Genomic DNA, 22,336 nt, shown 5'->3' with positions numbered 1-22,336 from the left:
CATACCTGAAAAGTTCTACGTAAACTGAACAACATGAAACCCGGGAGCAGCGGATGTATACCTTTGACTCCCGAGTTCCTCATGGGGCTACATCAATTACCAGGTTTTCTCCATGGACAGATAGAACATTCTGCCTCGAGGGTTACTGGCGCTACTGTTAAAACCGATCCACTCGCCATCATGCTGCAGGCTCTGTGAGCGGACACCGCTGTTACCGATGTTATTAACGGTCAAGGAGACATTAGTACCTTCCAGCCAGCTCGGAGCTTTGAACAGAGTACCGCTCTCGAAATCGTAACTGACGAATAGATCGACTTTGGTTGGCGCCTGGATCATATAGCTTTCTCGCAGCATTCTTTCACCACTGCTGTTTTCGAAAAACCGCCGTATCCATGTCTCTGTCTGGGTTTGGCCGTCCAGATTTACCGACAATCCCTGATAGGTCCAACCGATCCGTGCCGTAGCGCGGTACTCTGGAATTGCAATCAGGCCATTAATATCAGCGGCCTCCACAGTTCCCGCAGTGTCAACTGCCATGCCGTCTGCACTTCTTATCCGCTCGTGGGATTTGACATGTGCGAGGTTAGCCTGGAAAACAAACTCACCGATGTCTGTCTCCAGATGGTAGGTGGCGAAATAATCAATGCCAGTTTGTCGCTCTGCCGCCAGGTTGACCGCCCGGTCATCGAAGAACCAGATAGTCTGTGTGGGGTCAGCCGGATGGGGCCCCTGAAACACTTTATCCGGGTACTCAAGCTCGGTCACTCCGGGCACAATGCGGGTCACCGGGAACGGTACGATGCGATTCACGTAGTCAATTTCATGCCAAGCGGCGCGCAGCGAGAGCCCTTCCAGCCATGTTGGCATGTACTCGATGCTCGCGGTTTCGGAAAAGGAGTGCTCGGGCAGCAGATCCGGGTTGCCGCCGCGCGTCACCACCGCTGGCTGAAATTGTGCGAAAAAGCCCGATTGTACCGCTACGGTAGAAATTTCAGTGATCTCGTCGATTTCTCCCTGCGCAAGAGTGGGCGCGAGAAAGCTGGTGTTTTTGTTCAGACGAATAGTTACATCGTCATGAGGCTGCCACACCAGGCCAAGCCCCCAGGTGGACTGCCCCTTGAAATTGTCGTAGGAGTCATAACGGGCCTTACCTTCCAGTGACAACTGCCGGACACCTGGCAAAGCATTATCACCGCCAACAACAGGCAGATTCATTTCAGCAAATGCCGACTCCACATCGCGCTTACCACTGGCATCCCAGGTACTGGCAAAGTCCGCAATGGTACCATTCGCATCACCGCCGGCATGGGCGATATCGCTCCAGGTATGAAGATCTTCCTGCCGCCAGCTTGCGCCCACAGCTACTTGCACATCTCCGGCAGGCAGATGGTATAAACTGCCTCGGGCGGTAAAGTCCACCGCTTTATGCTGGTTAACACTTCCGGCGTCTTTGGTTTCATCCAGTATGCTGGCAAGGACTTCTGGTGAATTTCCTTCTCCGAAAATAGCGCCAAAGGGATTGAAGTAAATATCCGGGTCAGCACTGCTGACGGCCGCCAACAGATTCGCAGTGTTCAAAGCATTGACGTATCGCGTATCCAGGTCTGTACGACTGTATTCCACGTTAGCAGACCAACTCCAGCTGTCGGAAATGTCACCAGACAACCTGAAGTTGGTGCGAATGTTTTCCTGTTCTGACTCGTGGGCAGACTGAACACCTGGCAGCACACCATCAACAGTAAAGCGCAGACCGGGCCCCGTGATCGGACTATACAGGGGGGCACTGCTCGTTCTGAATGGAATGGTCGCCTGCACCGCGCCATTAGTGGGTGAGGTCTCTTTAGTACGGTAGTAAATGTCACCACTGAGATTTACGCCTCCAGCCAATTCCTGGCTAAACAGAACCATCAATGTATCTTCTTTAGCCGGGGCAATCAGACTTCGTCCATTGTCGTAATCCGGATTCGGTTGAATGTCAGCGTCTGCTGGAGAAAAGTCACTGGCCTGCAAGTTAGTTGGATCTGCTCCCTCCGGAACATAGACTGCGTACACTGGCGTTGCCCCGGCTACTGGAGGCGTTCTTCCGGTAGTGTTGTCTACAAACGTACCGTCCACATTCCAGAACAACGGCCCAAAAAAGGCACCGAACTGACTGGCAATAATAGTCCGCTCTCCCTCTACGCGTAGCGGAATCTCGTTGAAAATATTGTTCTGGTCTAGCCTGGTCTCGCGCTCACCGGAATCCAGGTTGGTGTTTTCGTGGTGCTGAAAGTTAGCGCGCAAATGACCACTAGCCCAACTGAAGCCCCCACTTGCATCCACGAAATATTCTTCAAAACCACCTTGACTCGGCGTGCCATATTTAAGACCAACATTGAAGTCCGGTTCGCCTTTCTTGAGGATAATGTTAATCACACCACCCACCGCGTCGGAGCCATAAATGGCCGATGCACCGTCCAACAGGATTTCCACTCGCTCAATGGCGCTGACGGGGATACCCGAGATATCGGAGCTTCCGCCCAAAACACCTGATGCGCCAATGCGGTGGCCGTCTACCAGCACCAATGAGGAAGTGCTTCCCATACCACGCAGATTAATTGTAGAGGCGCCGGAAACATTGCGGGCGCCATTCACTGAAGTCGCGCCGGACAAGGTGCTGCCCACTTCAGTGGCACCGTTAAAATTTTGTGGTAGCTGCCTGAGCGCCCGCTCTAGGGTTGGCTCGCCAGTGGCCTTGATATCAGCTTGATTCAGGACAATGACCTGGCTACTCATCTCGCTCGCGTTTCGCTTGATTCGGCTGCCCGTGACAACTAGCTCTTCAACTTCTTTATTACTTTTATCAGCAGATGATTCTACTTCACTATCTTGTAAGACCAATACCGAATCTTCTGAAGTAAATTCATACCTTAAGCCAGTACCCTCCAGCATGATATCCAACGCTTCAGACAAAGTGTATTCGCCTTTCACCATTGACAGCTTAATAGCGTTTCCTATCTCTCTCGGAACGACAATCTGAGTGCCAGTCTGCCTGGCCAACTCCATAAGTGCAGCGCCTGCAGAATCTTTATCTACGCTAACATTTTTCGCCAATGTATCCGCGTGAAGACCACCTGCAACCAACATTCCAATTGCCGAAGCAATTCCAATTACCAGGCGATTCCGAGAATATCTTTTTCCACTATACATAAATCCCCACCTCTTAAGGTTTTAATAGTTTTAGACCCTAAACTCTGGATCCACACCCTTAACGGACGCCGACCAATACAACCCTACTTTTTTATTTTTTTACTTCTTGATCTGAATTTTTATCACCCGTAAGAACAATCCGATCAACGTAGTGTTCAATGTGAATTGGCAGGACTCTTTCCAAATCCATCAGAGCTGAATTTATTTTATTAACCTTCACTGATGCGTATATTTTTAATCCCATAATATCGACATCTTCAATCAGGATTTTTTTGGCAGAGTAACGATTTAATTCTTTTACAACCCTGTACAAGGGCTCGTCACTGAAGCGCAGCAAACCTGCGCGCCAGCCCACGTACCCCTCCAGATTGTCAGGGTGATGAGCTGAGATAAGGTTATCGTCAAACTGATATTCGGTTACGACACCCGCTTTAACTCGATACTGTGTTGAAGAGTGACGCTTTACGGCTTCACCTGCTTCAGCTGCAAGCAATGGAGAAGTCGTGTCTGGTTTTTCCGTTTTATGGTGAATAGCAACCTCACCCTCCAGCACAGCGAGAGTGAATTTATCTTGCTCTTTCATGAGATTAAATTGAGTCCCCAGTACACTTACTGTTCGTGAGTCGACATTTACAATGAATGGTCGCTCTGGATCAGATGCAACATCGAAAAATGCCTCGCCCCATTCAAGTATGACTTGCCGTTGATCATCAGTAATTTCTACAAGGAGACGAGTTGCGGTATTAAGGGTAATTAAACTGCCATCTTTAAGTTCGATGGTTTTTTGCTCACCTACACGAGTGACATAGCGCTGAAAAGAAGAATTCGAATGTGGGCTCTGAAATTCACTCCAGAGAAAATTCAATCCTGCTGTGACAATCAATAATAAACCAGCAACCATCGACAACCTCGGCCAGCGACGGCTTTCTTTAGCGCTCTTGCTTGCCAGGTCATTTTCGATTGGTGCAGCAATAGCACAGATATCAGGGTGATTGCTTAAACCTTCCATTCGGGCATGCAAATGCAATGAGTCCATGAACTCCTGCTGGTTTTCCTGGTTGGCAGAACGCCAGGATTCCACACGCTGTATGTCTTCCTCACTCACCTCTCCGGAGAACAATCTCGCAACCATTTGATCGGCCTGACGGGAGGATAGCTTATCTGCTTTACGGGTCATCACTGTTAATCCTTGCTTTCCTGTTCTTGAACTGCAGCTCTAATTCGGGTGAGTGCAGATGAGATCAATTTTTCGATCTGCTTGACTGAAACCCCCATTTCCTCAGCTATTTGGCGATAACTTTTATGCTCAAACCGGTGCAACACAAATGCTCTGCGCCATTTGGGGCGCATATCGAGAATGGCTCGCCTCACGATATCCAATTCCTCTACTGCCTGGGCAATAGTTTCAGGAGCATCACTACTGTGAATATCTCTCTGCTCTATCCCGTACTCAGACGTGTATCGATACTGGGTTGCATTGCGCCTTTCCATATCGACCATCAGGTTGTTGGCTGTGGTTAAAAGAAATGCGCGATTACTGCCACTTTGGGGACCAACACGCTGATCAAGATCCTCCATACCAGCCAGCTTCAGAAACAGCTCCTGAATAATGTCGTCTAAATCAACATATGAGCCGATCCGCGCCCGCAAAAACCCGCGCAGCGCCGATCCATGCTCATTGAACAGCCGTTCGAGCACTTCTTCTCGAGTTTCTCGTGGTCGACCATTAAGGTAATACACGTTGCTCTCTATCGATGATGTCACTTGAGCCAAATCACCTATGGTTGAGGGAATAGACCCACAGTTAACGCATGCCAATAAGGGGTACCCTACAAACTTAGTCTATAAAGACAGAAGTTACGCACAGGAAAGGAGATGACTCTTGTCGGATCTATAGAGCCAGAAATACAGAAACAGGAGGAGCTTTAGAATCAAAGGATATTAGGAAGATAATCCACGGAACTTGGAACCGAAATTTTAACAAATAAAGACCCTTTTTCACCAAATCCGCTCACCCCTCCACACAATACTCCGGCAACTCCCAGCTATCCCACTGCTGATAGATCAAAGAGGTTTCAATATGAGCCACCTCAGATCGTTCGGTAAAAGCAGATAGGACAAAATCCCTCAGGTGTCCTGTATTGCGAACACAAACCTGCACCTGAAAGTCACTGGCGCCACTGGTGTGATAAACCCTTAGCACCTCCTGCAACCCCAGCAAATGCTGGCGGAATGCCTCAACCTCGTTGCGGGAATGACGGGCCAGTTTAACGGCCACCATTGCCTGAACCTCTATGCCAATCGTCGGCGCATCCACTTCGGCGCGATACCCCTTCACTATCCCACTGGCCCGTAAAAAGCGCATTCGCGACAAGCAGGTAGACGGCGCCAGACCTACCTGTTCTGCAATCTCTTTGTTGGACATCCGTGCATTCTTTCGCAATAGCCGCACTATTTCGAAGTCAATTCGATCCATACCCCTCTTCCCCACAACTTTCTGAATTTAATTCGGTCTTAAATTAAAGATTAAATCGAATATTAGGATGAGTCCATAACTATAGAAATTAACCAATAAAACAAAGATCAGGAGAAGAATTATGTTGGACGGCGGCATTGAATTAGAGCCTGCACGGGGGCTTTCCCCTGTCCGCAACAGCAGCAAGGCCGGAAGCATTGATGAATTGGTAAACGAACAGCTGGCGCACTTCCAGATCAATCCGGACTCTGAACTGGGCTGCGGCCTCGCTAAAGTGGCTCAAAATCTCTACCTGTGCCAAGGCGGTATTGATGAAGTCTGGAAAATGGCTCAAGCCAGCATGCGCGAGCTGGACCGCAGTGACCGCATCGCCCTATTCAATGCCAAGAAATTCATCTCGTTCCAGATCGCCAAGATTCTCGATAACTTCCAGAACAGCTTTCGCAAGAGCTACCAGGAACTCGGTGAATCCGGAGCTACCCATGCCGCACGCTGCACCTACCCGATCATCGACAATGTAACCGCGCTGTTCTCTGCCACGCCGGTAATCGCTCGCACAGCTACCTACACCTTTGCCTGCGCCGAATGGATCGCCGACGCATTTCAAGGCAAAGAGTTCATGCTGCAAATCTATTCGCGCCTGCTGAACCCGACTTCGATTTCTCTGGCCAACCACATCGTCGACCTGGAATGCGGCCCATATGCGGGTGAGTACATGGCCTGGAACTACAACAGTGGCATGGCGGCTATCGACGGCACCCTGTCCCACGTACTCGGCCATGAAGATGTGATGATCGCCAGCCGCAATATCTACGGCGGTGCTCACCAACTGATTCACGACTGGTTCGCCAAGCCGTCCAACCTCAACATTGGTGTCGAGCAGTACGATGGCTTTGGCGCAGAGGACTTTATGGCGTGCTGGCGCGAGGCCAAGACCAAGTACGCCGATCGTCTGGCTAACGGCAAGCAGGCCTATCTGTATATCGAGTCGCCCTGCAATCCGCACGGCTACGTTCTGGATGTGCCGGCGCTCTGTAAAGCGGCCCATGCCGAGGGAATACGTGTGATTATCGACGCCACTGTGGGCACCCCGGTTCTGCAGCAACCCATGCAACACCCGGACCCGGAGTGTCGCCCGGACTTTATGATTCACAGTTACACCAAGGATTTGACCGGCACCGGCTCGGTAATCGCCGGCGGCGTGATCGCCCGCAACGAAGATATGTTTATTCCCAAAGGCATGCCGGGCTGGGAAAACACCATGTTCTGGAATGTCTATTACATTAAGGGCGCCTTCCTCTCCGCAGACTCGGCGTACGAAGTACTACAAGGCATGCGCACCCTTAACCTGCGAATGATCAACAAATGCATCAATACCGAAATTCTCGCTAAATATTTTGGAGCCCACCCTGGCATTAGAGTCAACTGCAATGCCTTACCGGAAAGCCCGAACTTTGAACTGAAAGAGAAACTCCTCTCTCACGGACTGCCAGCACCACTGTTTACTTTTGATATGGGCAGTATTCCCAAGGATTGTTTCCAGCGCTTCTTTGACTCACTGGAGCCTGCCTACTCTCACCAGATCAGCCTGGGGCAGACCAATACCATAGTCAGCTGCCCGGGTTTGACCACACACTCTGAGCTGAGCGAAGAGGATCAGAAAAAAGGCCATATTTACCCTACAACTGTCCGTATCTCCCTGGGCTGTGAAAACCCCAAAGACCTGATTACTCATTTTGCCGCCGCCGCTAAACTGGCTATAGATCCGGTAGTTCCCGGTTTCAGTGATCAGCTTATGAAGGAAGAGGATGTGGACCGATTGATCAAGGAGACCTACATGAAGCGACACGAGCTGTATGTGGACTCGCTGTTATCGTAGATACTGAAGTCACAACAAACTTTCAGCTAAAAAAAGGGCCGCTGTTTTCAGCGGCCCTTTCACGTAACTCAGCATTAAATTGCAGTTGAAGTTTATCTGGCTACCAATCTGAACACATCCAGAACTTCACGAGTATCGTGGATAATTCTCACAATCCGGTCTTCCAGCTGAATCAACTCAGTACCTACAGGTTGAGCTGGCAGGCGGGAGTAAATGCTTGCCGGCAAAGGGCAAGCCTGACCATACAGGTCGGCATCAATCACTTCGCCACGAGCGACCTTTTTCTGCCAGCCTGGAGGCAATTCACCTCCTCTCTCCAGTTTTTTTCTCAAACCGGGTGGCAGGGATTTGGCCTTTTTACCTTTTTTACCTTCGTGGTGTGACTCTTCCTCGTAATAGTATTCATGCCCGTAGTCGGTGAATACTCTACGCTCTTTGTCACCAAACAGAATATCGACAACCTCGACCGCAGCGGCAATTTTCCGTTCGGTGAGCCTATCAGAGTCCGCCAGAGCATTTAGTGCCCCGCTGGAAAGGCCAAGCACGGCGATACAAAACAGTCTTTTCTTCATGGTTCACCTCTGTTGTCGACAGTTTTTAACACTGCCAGTATATTGCTGTGACCAACAACAAGCCGTGGCCAATGTCACGGACAAACTGTGCACCCAATAACAGGATTAACAATGATAAACCTGATCAGCCTGATCGATTTTGCCGGAACCGCCGCCTTTGCCGCTTCTGGCGCACTACTGGCCGCCAGGCACCGACTGGACATCATTGGCTTTATTTTTGTCGGTTGTATCACCGGAATAGGCGGCGGCACATTGCGGGATCTGTTTTTAAACCTGCCGGTGTTTTGGGTAGAGCAGTGGCACTATGTGGCGATATGCGGATGTGCAGCGGTATTTACCTATTTTGCCACCCGCTTTGTAAACCGCGGCACCAAGGCACTGCTGTGGGCGGACGCGGTAGGTATGGCGCTATTCAGCGTACTGGGGGCCCAAAAGGCATTGGTACTGGGGGTTAGCATTCCGGTGGCAGCCATTATGGGAGTGTTCAGTGCCTGCTTTGGGGGCGTAATTCGGGACACCCTGCTTAATGAAGTGCCAATCATTTTTCAGAAGGAAATCTATATCACCGCATCACTGACTGGTGCGTTAGGCTACTGCATTACTGCCGAGCTAACGGGGCTCCCCAATTCCATTGCGGTACTGATTGGTTGTCTGGCAGCATTTACTGTGAGAGCACTGGCAATTACACGCAACCTTAGCATCCCTTCTCACGCCGGGCTGGACTGAGACTGTGGGGCCCTAGCAGACTGCTAGAGCTTCCTTTTCAGCGGCAGGGTATCAATGCCATTGGCGCTCAGTGTGGAACGGGCTCGCGCCATCTCACTGTGATTGGCGAAAGGACCAACCATAACTCGATAACGGGTAGCACCGGACTGGATAGTACCCTTCTCGATGGAGGCATCCAGGTTCATCAAAAGCAATTGCGCACGACGGCCACTGGCATCGTCGTGAGTAGCGAAGGAGCCTGCCTGCAAGATATAAACCGGCTGGCCACTCTGCCCTGCTGAATCAGTCGGCTGTGCTATTTCAATTGGCTTGGTTTCTGGCTTTGGAGAATTAACAGGCCTTGTAACCTGGGCAGCTTCCTGACGAGCAACCTCATCTTCCAGAATACGCACTTCGTCTTCTGACAAGCGCTCATAAAAGACCAATTTTGGCTTGTTGTCCGCTGGCTTGTCTGACTTCTGCGTCGGCACCATATCAGCCACCATATCGGTCACGTCTTCGCGCATTTCCGGCTGCAGAATCATCGCTGTCACCAGAGCACCTACAGCGCCACCAGACAGAAACCAGAACATTTTGCTGCTCCCTTTCTGGCTCTTCTTTGCTGGCGCACGACGGGCATTTGGCCTGCTTGGTTTGCGACGGTTGGAATTACTGGATGATCTGGCGTAATCGCGGCTCATGGTTTCTTTACTGATTATTATGTGTAACAAGTAGTTCAAGCGTGATGATAACAATAAAAGCTAAAGCAAACTTGCCTAAAACTTACAAACTTTGACCAACTGATACATAAACCACCATCCCTCATTGAAAGCCACACAGGATGAGAGAAGGAACAACTCGCGGTGCGCGCGGCTCACTCTACGGAGTCAGTTTCCAAAGTAGCTCTTCTTGTAGTGTGACAGGTCACGACGATTTGTGGGTACTATGAGGAGTGGCCTGTCAGGCAGCGGATTGGGCGGGTTCAAAAAGTCCGATGCAGACAAAACCAGAGATCCTTCGCTACGCTCAGGATGACAGCCTAAATCATATCCTGTGGATCGACATCGATGGACCAACGCACCTTTTTGGCCACTAGCAACTCCGCCAGTCGCTCGCACCAAATGCTGAGCAGTTGTTGCAAAACCGGGCGGTGAGTAAAGGTAAGACTCAACTGAAAACGATAGCGGCCACTGCGTTTTTCCATCGGTGCAGGAAGTGGCCCCAGATAATTACAGTCATTACTGGGTGGCTGCAGCGACTCTGCCAACTGTCGAGCCTCGCTGAGAAACTGCCAGGCGAGGTCAGCACTGTTGGCCTCGGCGCGCAGCAGCGCCAGAAAACCATAGGGTGGCATCTGGGCCAATTCACGCTCTCGCAATAGCTGCTCGGCAAACGCGATGTAGCCCTGTTGGGTGAGTATCTGCACCAACGGATGGTCGCTGTGATGGGTCTGCAGGATCACTCGGCCAGGTTTATCGCCACGACCAGCTCGACCAGCCACCTGGGTAATCAGCTGTCCCATTCGCTCAGCACCACGGAAGTCAGCACTGAACAAACCGCCATCAGCATCCAGAATCGCCACCAAAGTAACATCGGGAAAGTGGTGCCCCTTGGCGAGAATTTGGGTGCCCACCAAAATGCAGGGTTCACCCTTAGCTACCTCTTTCACCACCGACTGCATCGCCTGCTTGCGGCGGGTAGTATCCCGGTCCACCCGGATCACCGGATAATTGGGGAACAGCAATCCCAGTTCGGCCTCACCGCGCTCGGTGCCCTGCCCCAGAAATTGCAACTGATGACTGAAACAGTTGGGGCACTCCACCGGAATTCGCTGTTGATGGTCACAGTGGTGGCACCAGAGTTTATGGTCGGTGCGATGCACCGTCATACGCACGTCACAGCGGTGGCACTCGGCGCTCCAGCCGCAGTCATGACACATCAGGGTCGGTGCAAAGCCGCGACGATTCAGAAACACCAGCACCTGGTTGCCCGCTGCCAGCTCCGCTCCAATGGCATGGTTCAACTCAAGGCTGATCCCGGCACTGAGTTGCTGCTTGCGAATATCCAGCACCTGCCATGTTGGCGGCTTGGCAGCACCGGGCCGCCCCTTCAATACCAGCCTCTGGTAGCGCCCGCTGTTGGCGTTATGCAGAGTTTCCAGTGCAGGTGTAGCACTGCCTAAAATCACAGGAATCTGTTCCCTGTGGGCCCTTGCCACCGCCAAGTCACGGGCGTGATAACGGAACCCTTCATGCTGCTTGAAGGAAGGATCGTGCTCCTCATCAACAATAATCACACCGGGATTTTTCAGCGGAGTAAATATCGCTGAGCGCGTGCCAATCACTATTGGCGCTTCGCCGGTGCGGGCCATATCCCAGGCAATAAGCCGCTCACGGTCGGTCATGCCGGAGTGCATCACTGCCAGCGGGCGATGAAAGCGGTTCTGAAAACGTTTTACCGTCTGTGGAGTCAGGCTGATCTCTGGCACCAGAACCAGCGCTTGCCGACCGTAGCGAAGCGCCTTTTCGATGGCCTGCAGGTAAATCTCGGTTTTGCCGCTACCGGTTTCACCCTGCAATAAATAACTGTGAAAGCCGTGCAGCTCGATGCCTGCCATCACCTGCTGTTGGTCGTCGGTCAGTGACAGCGGAGTTTCGGCCAACAGGTTCTCTTCCGGCTGACTGGGAGCCTGAGGTTTCACCTCAAATGACTCGATCAGCCCTTTACCTTCCAATCCCTTGAGGGCATCCCGAGTAACTCCTGCACTGTCTAACTGCTGGCGATTAACCGAGTCGTTTTGTTGCAACAGGGCCAGCAACTGCTGCTGACGTGGTGCCCGCTTCAGCGCCCCTTCCGGCAAGCCGCCACCATGAATACTGAGCCGCCAGCGCTGCTCGCTGCGCTTGGGAAGAGCCTCGCCCTTGCGCAGTAATACCGGCAGGGTTTGCAGCAGCGCGTCGCCAACAGGGTGCTGGTAGTATTGCGCGGCCCATTGAAACTGCTCAAACAAGTCCGCTGGCAGCAACGACTCAACATCCAGCACAGCCTCTATAGATTTGAGCTTGCTGTCTGGAAGCTCGCTTTGATCGCGGTACCCCATCACCAACCCAACCACTGTACGGCGGCCAAATGACACCTGTACACGCACGCCGGGCTGCAATATGGCATGAGCCCCAGCTGGAGGCAGGTAATCAAAGGTGCGCCTCAGGGGCGACGGCACGGCGATCTGGTAATACATGTAATCTCAGGCTTGTTTTTATCTTGCTTTACGAGTAGTATCCGCGATCCGATTTTAAGGCATACGGTGCCCGGCGCGATAAGACCGAGAGTCTGAGTGACCAGGTGGCGGTATGCAAGACACTTGAGGCATTTATCATGAAAGCTGATATCCATCCGAACTACGGCCTGCTGAAAGCTACCTGCAGCTGTGGCAACGTTATCGAAGTAAACTCCACTCGTTCTGGTGACATCCACCTGGACGTTTGCTCTGCCTGCCACCCGTTCTACACTGGTAAGCAGAAAGCCGCTTCTACTGGTGGCCGTGTTGATCGCTTCAAGAAGCGTTTCGGTTCACGTTCCAGCAAGTAATATTCCTACCGTGTTCTCCAACTTTCTGGAGCCGGTCAAAAAAAGCGCTGCGGGCCTCGCCCTCGGCGCTTTTTTTATGCTCTGCGGTTTTGGCTGCTCCGCCGAAAGCAGGCTTGATCAGCTCGACTGTCCAGTACAAGGTACCACCGAAACCGTAACCATCAACAAGGTTTACGATGGCGACACTGTGAAACTGGGCGATGGCCGCAAGGTTCGCCTGATTGGTATCAATACTCCGGAATTGGGGCGTGACGGCAAGGCCGACCAGCCCTTTGCTCTTGAAGCTCGCCAGCAACTATCAGCATTTCTCGGTGAAGAAGCCCTGCTTGTCACCGATCAGGAACTCACCGATCACTACGGCCGTACCCTCGCCCATATTTACAACCTTGATGGCAAAAGTGCCGAAGCTTATTTGCTAAGTCGAGGGCTTGGTTGGCACGTTGTTGTGCCACCCAATCTCAGCCAGGCAGACTGCCTCGCTAACGCAGAAAAAGAGGCACGACAAAAAAAGCTGAATCTGTGGAGTGCGAATGGTATTCAGCCAGTTCCGGCCAGTACTGTTTCCGAAGGTGGGTTTCAGCGCATCCAGGGGAAAGTAACCGGCATCAGCTTTACCAAGAATGCCTGGTGGATTAATTTTGGCGAGCAGATCGCCGCCGTAATTTACCGCGAACACCAGCACCGTTTTGATCGCAAACAACTGGAAGCATGGGTGGGGCGCGAAATCGAAGTGCGCGGCTGGGTTTATCCATCGCGCAGTAAAAAATATCAGCCTTGGCGGGTCAAGCTGGAAACCCCCTATGGCTTTACCGAGCTTTAAAACGAGTTACCAGGGAATAGGTTTCCCCGCCCAATCCAAATAGCCAGCTTCACCATCCGCTTTCACATTAGCAATAATTTTCAGCAATTGCTGGGCAACAAATTCAGGCTCAAACAGTTTTCCCGCAGGTACGGTTTTTTGAAACGGTTTTGATAGTGGTGTATCTGTTGTTCCAGGATGAAAAGCGATTAATTTGCAATTCGGCAAGCGTCGGGCGCATTCAACGGCTGCCGTTTTTACCAGCATATTCAGCGCCGCCTTGGAGGCACGATAGCTATACCAGCCACCCAGCCGATTATCACCAATACTGCCGACACGCGCACTGAAAACAACTGCCACCGAGGATATTTCTTTTTCCAGTAATTGCGGCAACTTGCCCAACCACAAGGCAGGTATCAGGGTGTTTACCCTGAACACCTCTGCCAGTTTATCTGCATTTAACGACTCCAGCTTTCGTTCCGGCATTACTTCATCGCCATGCAAGATACCATTGCAAATAAACAATAGAGACAGCTTTGCGTGAAAACCCTTTTTGAGCTGTTTGCAAACCTGTTCGATACTCTGTTCAGAATAATCGCTCTCGAGCCAGTGCAATTTATTGCTGAAATTTATTGGTGGCTGAGTGCGGCTGACAGCAAAAATGCGCTCCACTCTTCCTCGCTGGGCTAACGCCTCCATCAGCGCCTGAGCAATTGCGCTGGATGCACCCACTATCAGCGCATCGGTATTTTCACTTAAAGATTGCTCAATCAATGTTAGGCCCCGGTAATTCTTGGTATCTGCCACCCAATAAACCATAGCCCATAAAAAGCATGAAAGGACTGAAGATACTTACCAGCTTATCTGCTCGTCGATAAAACGCCGCACAATGCGGTTAAACAGTTCCGGCTTTTCTGCGTGCAGCCAATGACCAGTGTCGCTGATCATTTTAAAGTGCAGATTGGGAAACAGTCGCTTGATCACTTCGGTGTGTTCGGTAGTGATGTAGTCTGATTTCTCGCCCTTTATAAACAGGGTGGGCATCTGGCAGGGTTCCCCCTGAGGGGGTTTAAGCGCTTCACTGTACCGCTCGGTCAGCACTGGTAAATTAATTTTCCAGGCAAACTCGCGATTTTCACTTCGGTAGAGGTTTTTCAGCAAGAACTGCCGCAAACTCGTTTCACTTACATATTCCGCCATTACCTGATCGGCGTCGTTGCGGCTTTTTATTGCTGACAAATCAATAGCATTGAGTGCTTTAAAGACATCGTTGTGGCGCGACTCGTATTGCACCGGTGCTATATCAGCGATCACAAACCCGATTAACGCCGGGTGATGCTCAAGCGCTAACTGCATAGCCACCTTACCTCCGAGGGAGTGACCAAACAGCACAGCTTTAGCAATTTGTTGCTGTTCCATGTAGCGAGCAATATCCGCAGCCATATCCGTCAGCACCATGCTGTCGCTTCTTTCCGAGCGGCCATGATTACGTAAATCCAGACGATGCACGTGATAGGTATCTTCCAATACCTTTGCCAGAGCCATCAGGTTATCGGACATACCAAACAGACCGTGTACCAGAATGACATGTTTGTCACCCTGGCCGGTGATCTGGCTGTGGAGCTGGACGGAATTGGGCATAGCAGGAGTTCCGGATACAAGAAAGCGCAAATTTTATCACTAGCCAAAGGAAAATTACCTGGCTTTATGTCGGGAAAGCTCCAGCAACACATCCTTCGCAGCAGCCGGTTTGACTAAACAGGGCGAAATCACACCATGATCATGCAGATCATCAATTTTGTTCGCCAATGAACCGGGAACCAAAACCATAGCAGGCAAGCGCGACCAGTACATTACTTTCCCGGCGTTTTGCAGGGTTTCAATGGCTTCTCCCAATGTAAGGTTGTCGCTAAGGTCAAAGATCACAAAACTGACATTGTCGTTTTGCTTGAATACTTCATTGGCTTCCTCTGCTGAGGAGGTAGCAATACAACTGTATCCTTCCGGAGTCAGAACTCCAGCTAACTCTTCAATTTGTGCCTGGTTTTCGGAGATTAATACCACCGCCACATTCTCGGTGATCGACTCCAAAAACTGATCTGCCTGCTGAGCGTCAAAGCCAGCCCCATAATAGTTGGCAAGATCAGACCAGAATTGATGACCTATGGACTTACATACTTCGCTGATGGTCGTGTTGCCCGAGATAATTTGCAAACCGCCGTCTGCTGCGAGTGATTTCAAGCCACTCTGGCAAGCTGACTGAAGCTTGGATAAACGCATTTCCCTGCTGCTGATTGCCTCTCTTAAAGGAGGATCAACTTCTATTAGTTCCATCAGCGGCAATCGTCCTCTGTATCCGGTATAACTGCACTCCTCACAACCTACAGGACGAGCCCCAGGATAGTGTTTGGTCAATTCAAAAAAATACTTCTCCATACGCGAATAGGGTTTGGCTACCGGGACCTTGCATTTTTCACAGAGCTTTCGAGATAACCTTTGGGAAGCGACCGCAATTAACGCATCAGAGAGTACCGTCGGCTCTACCCCCAAATCCAGAAGCCGTGGGATTGTAGTCAGTGCATCATTGGTATGCAGCGTGCTGAACACCAGATGGCCTGTAAGGGCTGCTCGCAAAGCAATTTCTGCCGTTTCAGTATCTCGAATTTCACCAATTAAAATAACATCAGGATCCTGACGCAGTATGCTGCGCAGTACTTCACCAAATCCCCGCCCCGCCTTTTCATTCACCTCCACCTGGGAGATTCCCGGCATGCGATACTCCACCGGGTTTTCAACGGTAATAATGTTTCGAGACGTACTGTTGAGCTCTGACAATAGTGAATAGAGCGTCGATGTTTTACCGCTACCGGTAGGCCCGGTGATCACGATCAAACCAGAAGGTCTGGCAATCTGACGTCGCATTAACTGTACTTCAGCCAATGAAAATCCGCTTTCACTCAACCGAATAACCTGCCCCTGATCCAGCAAACGAATCACCAGTCGCTCGCCACGACTGGCTGGCAGCGTGGAAATTCTCAAATCGTAGTCGCGATCATTGACCACCATCGACATTCGACCATCCTGGGGAATCAAGGTATTTGTTGAGTCGATACCACTGCGTGCCTTGATATGCCGAATTAATGTACCAGCTACCACGTCGGTCAACACGGTTAAACGCCGCAATTCACCATCGACACGAATGCGCACAACTGAAGAGCCCATATATGGCTGAATATGAATATCTGAAGCTCTTTCCTTTACGGCTGTTTCCAGCAAAGCTCGACCAAGCCTGACAATTGAATCCTCATTTTTTTCCGGATCAGAATCAATCTTTATTTGATTTGGTAACGCCTGACGCTCTGCACTTTTGCTGAACAGGGAGAGGATTGAATCGGACAATAGCCCGGGTGGAGCCAGCACCCACTGCACAGATCGGTTCGCCAAAAACCTTACCCGCTCTGCTACGTTTTGATCAAAAGGATTTGCGGTTGCTACCTGAATGCCTGCATCTGTCAATTTGACCGGAAGAACATTATTTGCCTGGCAAAAATTAAATGGCAGCAAGCCAACTACTGACTCAGGAACATTAGACAGGTCCTCCACGACAGAATAGCCGACAAGTGGTGCAATTTTTTTCACCATCTCCAGCTGGTCCACTCCAAGCAATCTTGAGTAGACTTGCCAGGCTTGCTCATAACTCCCATTAAAATCTATGGTATTTAAGCTTGTGCAATCCGGAAATGCACTAGAAATCAGTTTTTTCAGAGCGTCAATGGGTGCATCACTTGACGAGACCCTGATCAGGGGAGATGTTGAATTATCCATTAGCTATCTGTCTTTGATGTAATTACCTGGTTACGTGAACTAAGGTACTCGAACTCATAGCCCTCGGCACCCATTGTCAAAGCAAAATTATTCTGCTGATTGAGATAAACAACCTGATATCGCTGACTGATTTCTGCCAGTGACTCTGGCATATTTACCTCAGTCAAAGTCTCCGGATACCTTCCGGTTGCCATATGGTAAATAAAAATTTGTTGAGCTATTGCCATCAGGTCTTGGGAGTACGACTCTTCAGGTGCTTGAAGCGTAATCGCATCAAACGGGTCAACTATTTTTGGGTATTGAATATAGAATATTGATGCAAATACCACGACCAAAAGCAGCATCACTGAAGACTTGGCAAGAATTCGTTTTTTGGTATTCGAACTTTTTGATTGGGCGTCAGCACGACTTTTAATCAACGCATCGGCAGTGGCAGCTAAATCATTAATATCTCTATCACCATTATTACTCATAATTTTTTAACCCCACTATTAATTATTTTTATGGCCATTGCCATGATTCCCTTCATTGTCATTATTGTGTCCATGGTTTCCATGCCCGTGATCGCCTTGGTCATGTGGATTCCCATGCTCACTTTCACCTTCACGGCCTTCCTGCTGGTTATGTGGATTGCTGTCTTGCGGGTTACTGTTCTGTGGATTCCCTACAGTTTGGCCGGTAGTGTTTTCAACATTATTGTTATTCGTTGTCCCAGCGCTTCCTGTATCCGTATCAGCCGTTCCTTGACCGGTAGTTGCTTCTGATACAGCAGAATCAGTTGCTGAACTGGTAGAAACTGGCTTTCCGGCGACATGTGTTGGCATAGTGCCACTCAAGTTGATGTCCAATGCACCAAAGGTATTTCCAACCCAGGAGCGAACCACGTGAGGCTCCATAACATCTAATACAGCCAGCACCACCTGACGAGCTTCGGCACTGTGCTCCCCCTGGGTAGGCCAATACATTTTCACCTCATATTGACCGGGCGTAGGGTCGGGTATACCTGAGCTGATTAACAACTGAATCCCGTAATGCTGTACCACATGGTTAATGGATGGAACTTCAACACCCCCCAATGGCCGCTCAATTCCTCGCTGCCACATCATGGTATGAGTTCCAGAGCCGGTTTGAAGGGTAGCCGCCAACAGCTGATCACCAAGAGTGCCGCCTCGCTCCGTCGCGGTCAGTGCCAGAGATGTGTGGATTTTATCAAGAGCGGTGATGACCTCTACAGACTTGGCCCGGTAGAGATAATTTTGATAACCGGGAAGAGCAATAGCGCTGAGAATGCCAATAATAGACACAATGCTCATTAACTCTATAAGTGTAAAACCCTTGCTTTTATATGGGATTTTCCAATATTTGTGCATTTATTCCATCCTGGAGAATTGAGATTTATTTTAAAGTTAGCCTCAAATCCCCAGTTTGCGAATAATTTTTGATAATTGCTAGCTCAAAAGGCGGATAGGAGAAACTTCTACCACTTTACGTGTACTCAGGTAGCCCATGGTTCCAATCACTGTTGCCAGCAATACAGGCAACATTACCCACAGCAACCAATTTGGTTGGTATGCCATATCAAAGGTGCGTTCATAAAGCTGGGCGCAGATAATCTGCACGCCAAGCGCAGCAAATAAACCTGCAATGGCACCTAGCAGGGAAAATTCAGCAACAGCTGCGTCTCGCAAAAACTGCCTGCTTGCTCCCATTGCCCGCATCAATGCCCCTTCTCTCAGGCGCTCATCCAGCGAACTGACAATTGAAGCCAGCAAAACAGTCGCGCCAGCCAGCAAAACGAATAACAGCAGCATTTCCACCATCAGGCTGACTTGCGTAATGATGTTATCGATCTGTTCAATAAGGGCATCCACTTCAATAATACTGACCGAGGGAAATTCGCGAATCAGCTCTGCAAGCAGTTGTTTTTCATGATCAACCAATCGAAAGCTGGTTAGATAAAACGCTGAAAATTCATCCAGAACTCCCGGCTGGAAAATCAGGAAAAAGTTTGGTGAAAAGCTTTCCCACTCGACGGTACGAATGCTGTTGATGGTTGCAGAAATTTGCTGCCCGGCAATATCAACCGTCAGAATATCGCCCACACCTACCATCAGGCGTTCGGCCAACCCCTGCTCAATTGATACTTCGGGTGAATCGGATTGCGTACGCCACTGGCCTTCCACTACTTTGTTGTCGTCTGGAAAAGATTCCGACCAGGTAAAGTTCAATTCGCGCTCCGGTGCGCGTCCGGTTGGCTGGCTGGTCTCAAGGTTGTTTCGATTTACTGCAACCAGACGCCCGCGAACTATTGGATATAACCTGGTCTCGACACCCGCATCGTCGAGACGCCTGGCAAAAGCATCGCGTTCGTGCGGTTGAATATTAAATGCGAAATTATTGGGAACATTTTCCGGCAGTTGCTGTTGCCATTGAGTCACCAGATCGGTGCGCAGAACTATCAGAGTGGTCATCACCATGGCAGTGAGACCGAATGACAAAATCTGTCCCGTAGTAGTAGCTGTATGACCGGCAAGATTACGAAAACTGCGCGCCAGAATATGGCCGCGACCAGCGCGCATCCCGGACATCGCACGACGCAAAAAACGCAAACCAATAAAGAGTAAACCACCCAATACTGCAATTGCCGCCGCCACCGCCAGTAGAATCAGCAACACCTGCTCAATGCGATCAAAAAGCAATAGCAACAGCGTACACAATGCCAATGCTGCTATACCATATACCAACCAGGCAGATGGCGGCAGCGGCGTTAATTCCCGGCGAAAAACCCTCAGTGGCGGTACCGATTTCAACCGCAGTACCGGTGGAAGTGCCACCCCCAGCATCAGCAGCACAGCCGTCGCCAATCCCGTGATATAACTTTTCACCGATGCCGCTGGCAATGCTGCAGGCAACAGGTCCGATATAGCGTTTACCAGACCAAGATGGGCGAACCAGCCCAGCAAGGTACCCAAAGGGGCGGTTATCAGCGCCAGTAGTGCTAACTGCCAGAGATATAAGTGAGTAATACGCGCTTGTCGAACTCCTATACAACGCATCATGCCGCTGACATCGTAGTGACGCTCGCTGTAACGCCGCACCGCCATGGCAACTGCAATCGCTGCCAGGAATACTGCCAACAGCGCGGTCAGAACGAGGAATTGCTGGGCATTCGCCATTGCATTGCCACTGCTACTGTCAGTGGTATCAGCGGTAATCAGGCGCTGGCCTGGCCCCAATTCGGGTGAGATCTGACGACGCAATATATCGGCTTGTTTACCGGCAAATAGGTATTTGTACTGAATGCGACTTCCGGGCTGAATGACTTTTGCGGCCTTTAGATCTGCCGCATTCATCAAAATCCGCGGTGCCAAATTGAACACATTGCCACTTCGATCCGGCTCGTAGCTCAAGACCCTGTCAATTTTCAGCTCGGTAGCACCCAGGCCAATGTTATCCCCAACCCTGGCACCCAGGCGGCTCAGCACTCGTGAATCCACCCAAATCTTACCCGGCTCAGGCGGCCTTGCAGCGGGCTGTTGCTCACCGTATGGCTCCGGTGCCACTTTCAACTCACCCACCAACGGGTAACTTTCCGACGCCGCCTTAACGCTACTGAGGAGCAACTCTTCGTCAAAAAACACTACGGTGGAAAATTCGGTCACTTCAGCCGTTTCAAGCTCCAACTGCTGACCTTGCAGCAGCCACTGCGGATTTAACTCACGAGTGCCGCTGACAACCAGATCACCACCAATCATCTCGGCCGATTCACGTGACAGAAGCCGATCAAATCGGTCCGTCAGCAAATTGATCGAGGTAACCGCAGCTACCGCAATAATCAGTGCCGATACAAGAATTCGCAATTCACCGGAGCGCCAGTCGCGACGCAACATTCGCCAGGAGAGTGCCAGATCACTCACGGCGACACCTCCTCACTCTTCTGTTGGGAATAATTGACTTCTATATCCACCAGGCGCCCGCCGGACAGTCTCAAAGAGCGGTTGCAACGGGACGCCAACTGCTCGTCATGAGTGACCAGAACCAAAGTGGTCCCCTGCTCCCGATTCAGCTCAAACAGCAAATCAATAATGCGCTTGCCAGTGGCGGCGTCGAGATTGCCGGTGGGCTCGTCAGCCAGTAATACATTGGGCTGAGTAACAAAGGCGCGGGCAATGGCGACACGCTGTTGTTCACCGCCGGAGAGTTGTGAAGGGTAGTGAGTCAGGCGATCACTGAGACCGACTCGAGCGAGCAATTCACGCGCACGTTGCTGGCAATTAGAACCGTTCAGCACCTCCAGCGGTAGAGTGACATTTTCCAGTGCAGTGAGATTTGGCAGCAGTTGAAAGGACTGGAATACAAAGCCAACCTGTTCACCGCGCAGGGTCGCGCAGTCATCTTCACTCAACCCGGACAACGACTTACCACAGAGGACCACATCGCCGCTGGTAGGTCGATCCAATCCTGCCAGCAAACTGAGCAGAGTCGATTTACCTGAACCGGACACTCCTATAACAGCAACAGTTTCCCCGGGCTTGATGGCGAAACTGACGTCAGCCAGAATGGTCAAAGGCCCGTTGCCACTGGTCACTGTTTTGGTCAATCTGGTAACCGAAACAATTTCTTTGCTGTTGTGAAAAGGATCCAAGTTCATGAAAAAAATCCTGTTGGCTGTATTACTTTCAGTTCCGCTGGCACTGTGCTCAGCAACCACTTTTGCACAGACCATCCTGGTAATTGGCGACAGTCTCAGCTCTGCTTACAACATGGGTGAAGAGCAGGGCTGGGTCAACTTGCTGCAGGATAAGCTGGACAAAAAATATCCAGAAAGCCGTTATCAGGTGGTTAACTCCAGTACCAGTGGCGATACCACTGCCGGCGGTTTAAGCCGCTTACCGGCCATGCTGGAGCAACACTCGCCGGATGTGGTAATCGTCGAACTGGGGGCCAACGATGGCCTGCGTGGGCTGTCTCTCAAGCAGATGAAGCGCAACCTGGAAAAAATGATCGAGCTTTCAATGGATAAAAACGCCGAAGTCATTCTCGCCGGCATGCTCCTGCCACCCAACTATGGCGAGCTGTTCAACAAAAAATTCCATCAGGTTTACCTGGATCTCGGCGACGAGCAGGACATCACCCTGATCCCGTTTTTTCTCGAAAACGTCGGTGGCGTTGCGAAATATATTCAGGCGGATGGCATGCATCCCAACTCCGATGCTCAACCGTTGATTCTCGATAACGTCTGGCCACATCTTGAATTGTTACTGGAAGAGTAATTGTATACCTCCCACCTTGAATTTCAGTCG

Annotated in this window: 18 protein-coding genes and 1 pseudogene; 5 read left to right on the top strand and 14 right to left on the bottom strand. The window is 50.6% G+C overall.

From position 1 onward, the window contains the following. Positions 1–96: 96 nt before the first annotated feature. The 4 genes from QP938_02515 to QP938_02500 all read right to left on the bottom strand — a co-directional run bounded on the left by QP938_02515 (position 97) and on the right by QP938_02500 (position 5,665). Positions 97–3,189 (bottom strand): TonB-dependent receptor, encoded by a 3,093-nt coding sequence (locus tag QP938_02515; protein ID WIO74799.1) that lies wholly within the window; start codon positions 3,187–3,189, stop codon positions 97–99. Positions 3,190–3,280: 91 nt separating this feature from the next. After that, on the bottom strand, positions 3,281–4,366 hold the full coding sequence (locus QP938_02510; GenBank protein WIO74798.1) for a FecR domain-containing protein: 1,086 nt from the start codon (positions 4,364–4,366) through the stop codon (positions 3,281–3,283). Between the two features lie 5 nt (positions 4,367–4,371). Further along, the gene (locus QP938_02505) at positions 4,372–4,929 is read right to left on the bottom strand and encodes an RNA polymerase sigma factor (GenBank protein ID WIO74797.1); all 558 of its coding nucleotides are present in this window, start codon (positions 4,927–4,929) and stop codon (positions 4,372–4,374) included. A 271-nt stretch (positions 4,930–5,200) separates the two neighbouring features. Beyond that, complete coding sequence (locus tag QP938_02500) at positions 5,201–5,665, bottom strand: Lrp/AsnC family transcriptional regulator (protein ID WIO74796.1); 465 nt, start codon at positions 5,663–5,665, stop codon at positions 5,201–5,203. Between the two features lie 121 nt (positions 5,666–5,786). Here QP938_02500 and QP938_02495 point away from each other — a divergent pair, with 121 nt between their 5' ends. After that, positions 5,787–7,544, top strand: coding sequence for a PLP-dependent transferase (locus QP938_02495; protein ID WIO74795.1), 1,758 nt, complete (start codon positions 5,787–5,789; stop codon positions 7,542–7,544). A 92-nt stretch (positions 7,545–7,636) separates the two neighbouring features. On the opposite strand, the gene QP938_02490 is transcribed toward QP938_02495, so the two are convergent. Further along, positions 7,637–8,116, bottom strand: coding sequence for a hypothetical protein (locus tag QP938_02490; GenBank protein WIO74794.1), 480 nt, complete (start codon positions 8,114–8,116; stop codon positions 7,637–7,639). Between the two features lie 111 nt (positions 8,117–8,227). Here QP938_02490 and QP938_02485 point away from each other — a divergent pair, with 111 nt between their 5' ends. Further along, positions 8,228–8,842 carry a trimeric intracellular cation channel family protein gene (locus QP938_02485; GenBank protein ID WIO74793.1) on the top strand — a complete coding sequence of 205 codons (615 nt, stop codon included), beginning with the start codon at positions 8,228–8,230 and terminating at the stop codon, positions 8,840–8,842. 23 nt (positions 8,843–8,865) lie between these two features. Here the strand turns inward: QP938_02485 and QP938_02480 are convergent, their stop codons facing one another. After that, complete coding sequence (locus tag QP938_02480; GenBank protein WIO74792.1) at positions 8,866–9,522, bottom strand: SPOR domain-containing protein; 657 nt, start codon at positions 9,520–9,522, stop codon at positions 8,866–8,868. 338 nt (positions 9,523–9,860) lie between these two features. Then, entirely contained in the window at positions 9,861–12,059 is a 2,199-nt protein-coding gene (locus QP938_02475) for a primosomal protein N' (GenBank protein WIO74791.1), read from the bottom strand. Between the two features lie 137 nt (positions 12,060–12,196). Between QP938_02475 and rpmE the strand changes: the two genes are divergently transcribed. Continuing rightward, complete coding sequence (gene rpmE / locus QP938_02470; GenBank protein WIO74790.1) at positions 12,197–12,409, top strand: 50S ribosomal protein L31; 213 nt, start codon at positions 12,197–12,199, stop codon at positions 12,407–12,409. Beyond that, on the top strand, positions 12,366–13,229 hold the full coding sequence (locus QP938_02465) for a thermonuclease family protein (GenBank protein WIO74789.1): 864 nt from the start codon (positions 12,366–12,368) through the stop codon (positions 13,227–13,229). Before rpmE ends, QP938_02465 begins: the two co-directional genes overlap by 44 nt. 6 nt (positions 13,230–13,235) lie before the next feature. Here QP938_02465 and QP938_02460 read toward each other — a convergent pair whose 3' ends face one another. The 7 genes and pseudogenes from QP938_02460 to QP938_02430 all read right to left on the bottom strand — a co-directional run bounded on the left by QP938_02460 (position 13,236) and on the right by QP938_02430 (position 21,684). Continuing rightward, the gene (locus tag QP938_02460) at positions 13,236–14,015 is read right to left on the bottom strand and encodes an SDR family NAD(P)-dependent oxidoreductase (GenBank protein WIO74788.1); all 780 of its coding nucleotides are present in this window, start codon (positions 14,013–14,015) and stop codon (positions 13,236–13,238) included. 45 nt (positions 14,016–14,060) lie between these two features. After that, on the bottom strand, positions 14,061–14,849 hold the full coding sequence (locus QP938_02455) for an alpha/beta fold hydrolase (GenBank protein WIO74787.1): 789 nt from the start codon (positions 14,847–14,849) through the stop codon (positions 14,061–14,063). Between the two features lie 54 nt (positions 14,850–14,903). Beyond that, on the bottom strand, positions 14,904–17,033 hold the full coding sequence (locus QP938_02450; protein ID WIO74786.1) for a GspE/PulE family protein: 2,130 nt from the start codon (positions 17,031–17,033) through the stop codon (positions 14,904–14,906). Beyond that, a complete protein-coding gene (locus tag QP938_02445; GenBank protein WIO74785.1) occupies positions 17,033–17,506 on the bottom strand; it encodes a hypothetical protein in 474 nt (157 codons plus the stop codon). The genes QP938_02450 and QP938_02445 overlap by 1 nt, the downstream gene beginning before the upstream one ends. Positions 17,507–18,268: 762 nt before the next feature. After that, positions 18,269–18,403 (bottom strand): annotated as a pseudogene (locus tag QP938_02440) (prepilin-type N-terminal cleavage/methylation domain-containing protein). A gap of 78 nt (positions 18,404–18,481) precedes the next feature. Then, positions 18,482–20,950, bottom strand: coding sequence for an FtsX-like permease family protein (locus tag QP938_02435; protein ID WIO74784.1), 2,469 nt, complete (start codon positions 20,948–20,950; stop codon positions 18,482–18,484). After that, positions 20,947–21,684 (bottom strand): ABC transporter ATP-binding protein, encoded by a 738-nt coding sequence (locus QP938_02430; GenBank protein ID WIO74783.1) that lies wholly within the window; start codon positions 21,682–21,684, stop codon positions 20,947–20,949. Before QP938_02430 ends, QP938_02435 begins: the two co-directional genes overlap by 4 nt. Between QP938_02430 and QP938_02425 the strand changes: the two genes are divergently transcribed. Further along, positions 21,683–22,306 carry an arylesterase gene (locus QP938_02425; GenBank protein WIO74782.1) on the top strand — a complete coding sequence of 208 codons (624 nt, stop codon included), beginning with the start codon at positions 21,683–21,685 and terminating at the stop codon, positions 22,304–22,306. The two genes, QP938_02430 and QP938_02425, sit on opposite strands and share 2 nt — an antisense overlap. The last annotated feature ends 30 nt before the right edge of the window (positions 22,307–22,336 follow it).

It is taken from the genome of Porticoccaceae bacterium LTM1, assembly GCA_030252795.1.
Taxonomy (GTDB): domain Bacteria; phylum Pseudomonadota; class Gammaproteobacteria; order Pseudomonadales; family Porticoccaceae; genus SCSIO-12696.
This window is presented reverse-complemented; position numbering and strand designations above follow the sequence as displayed.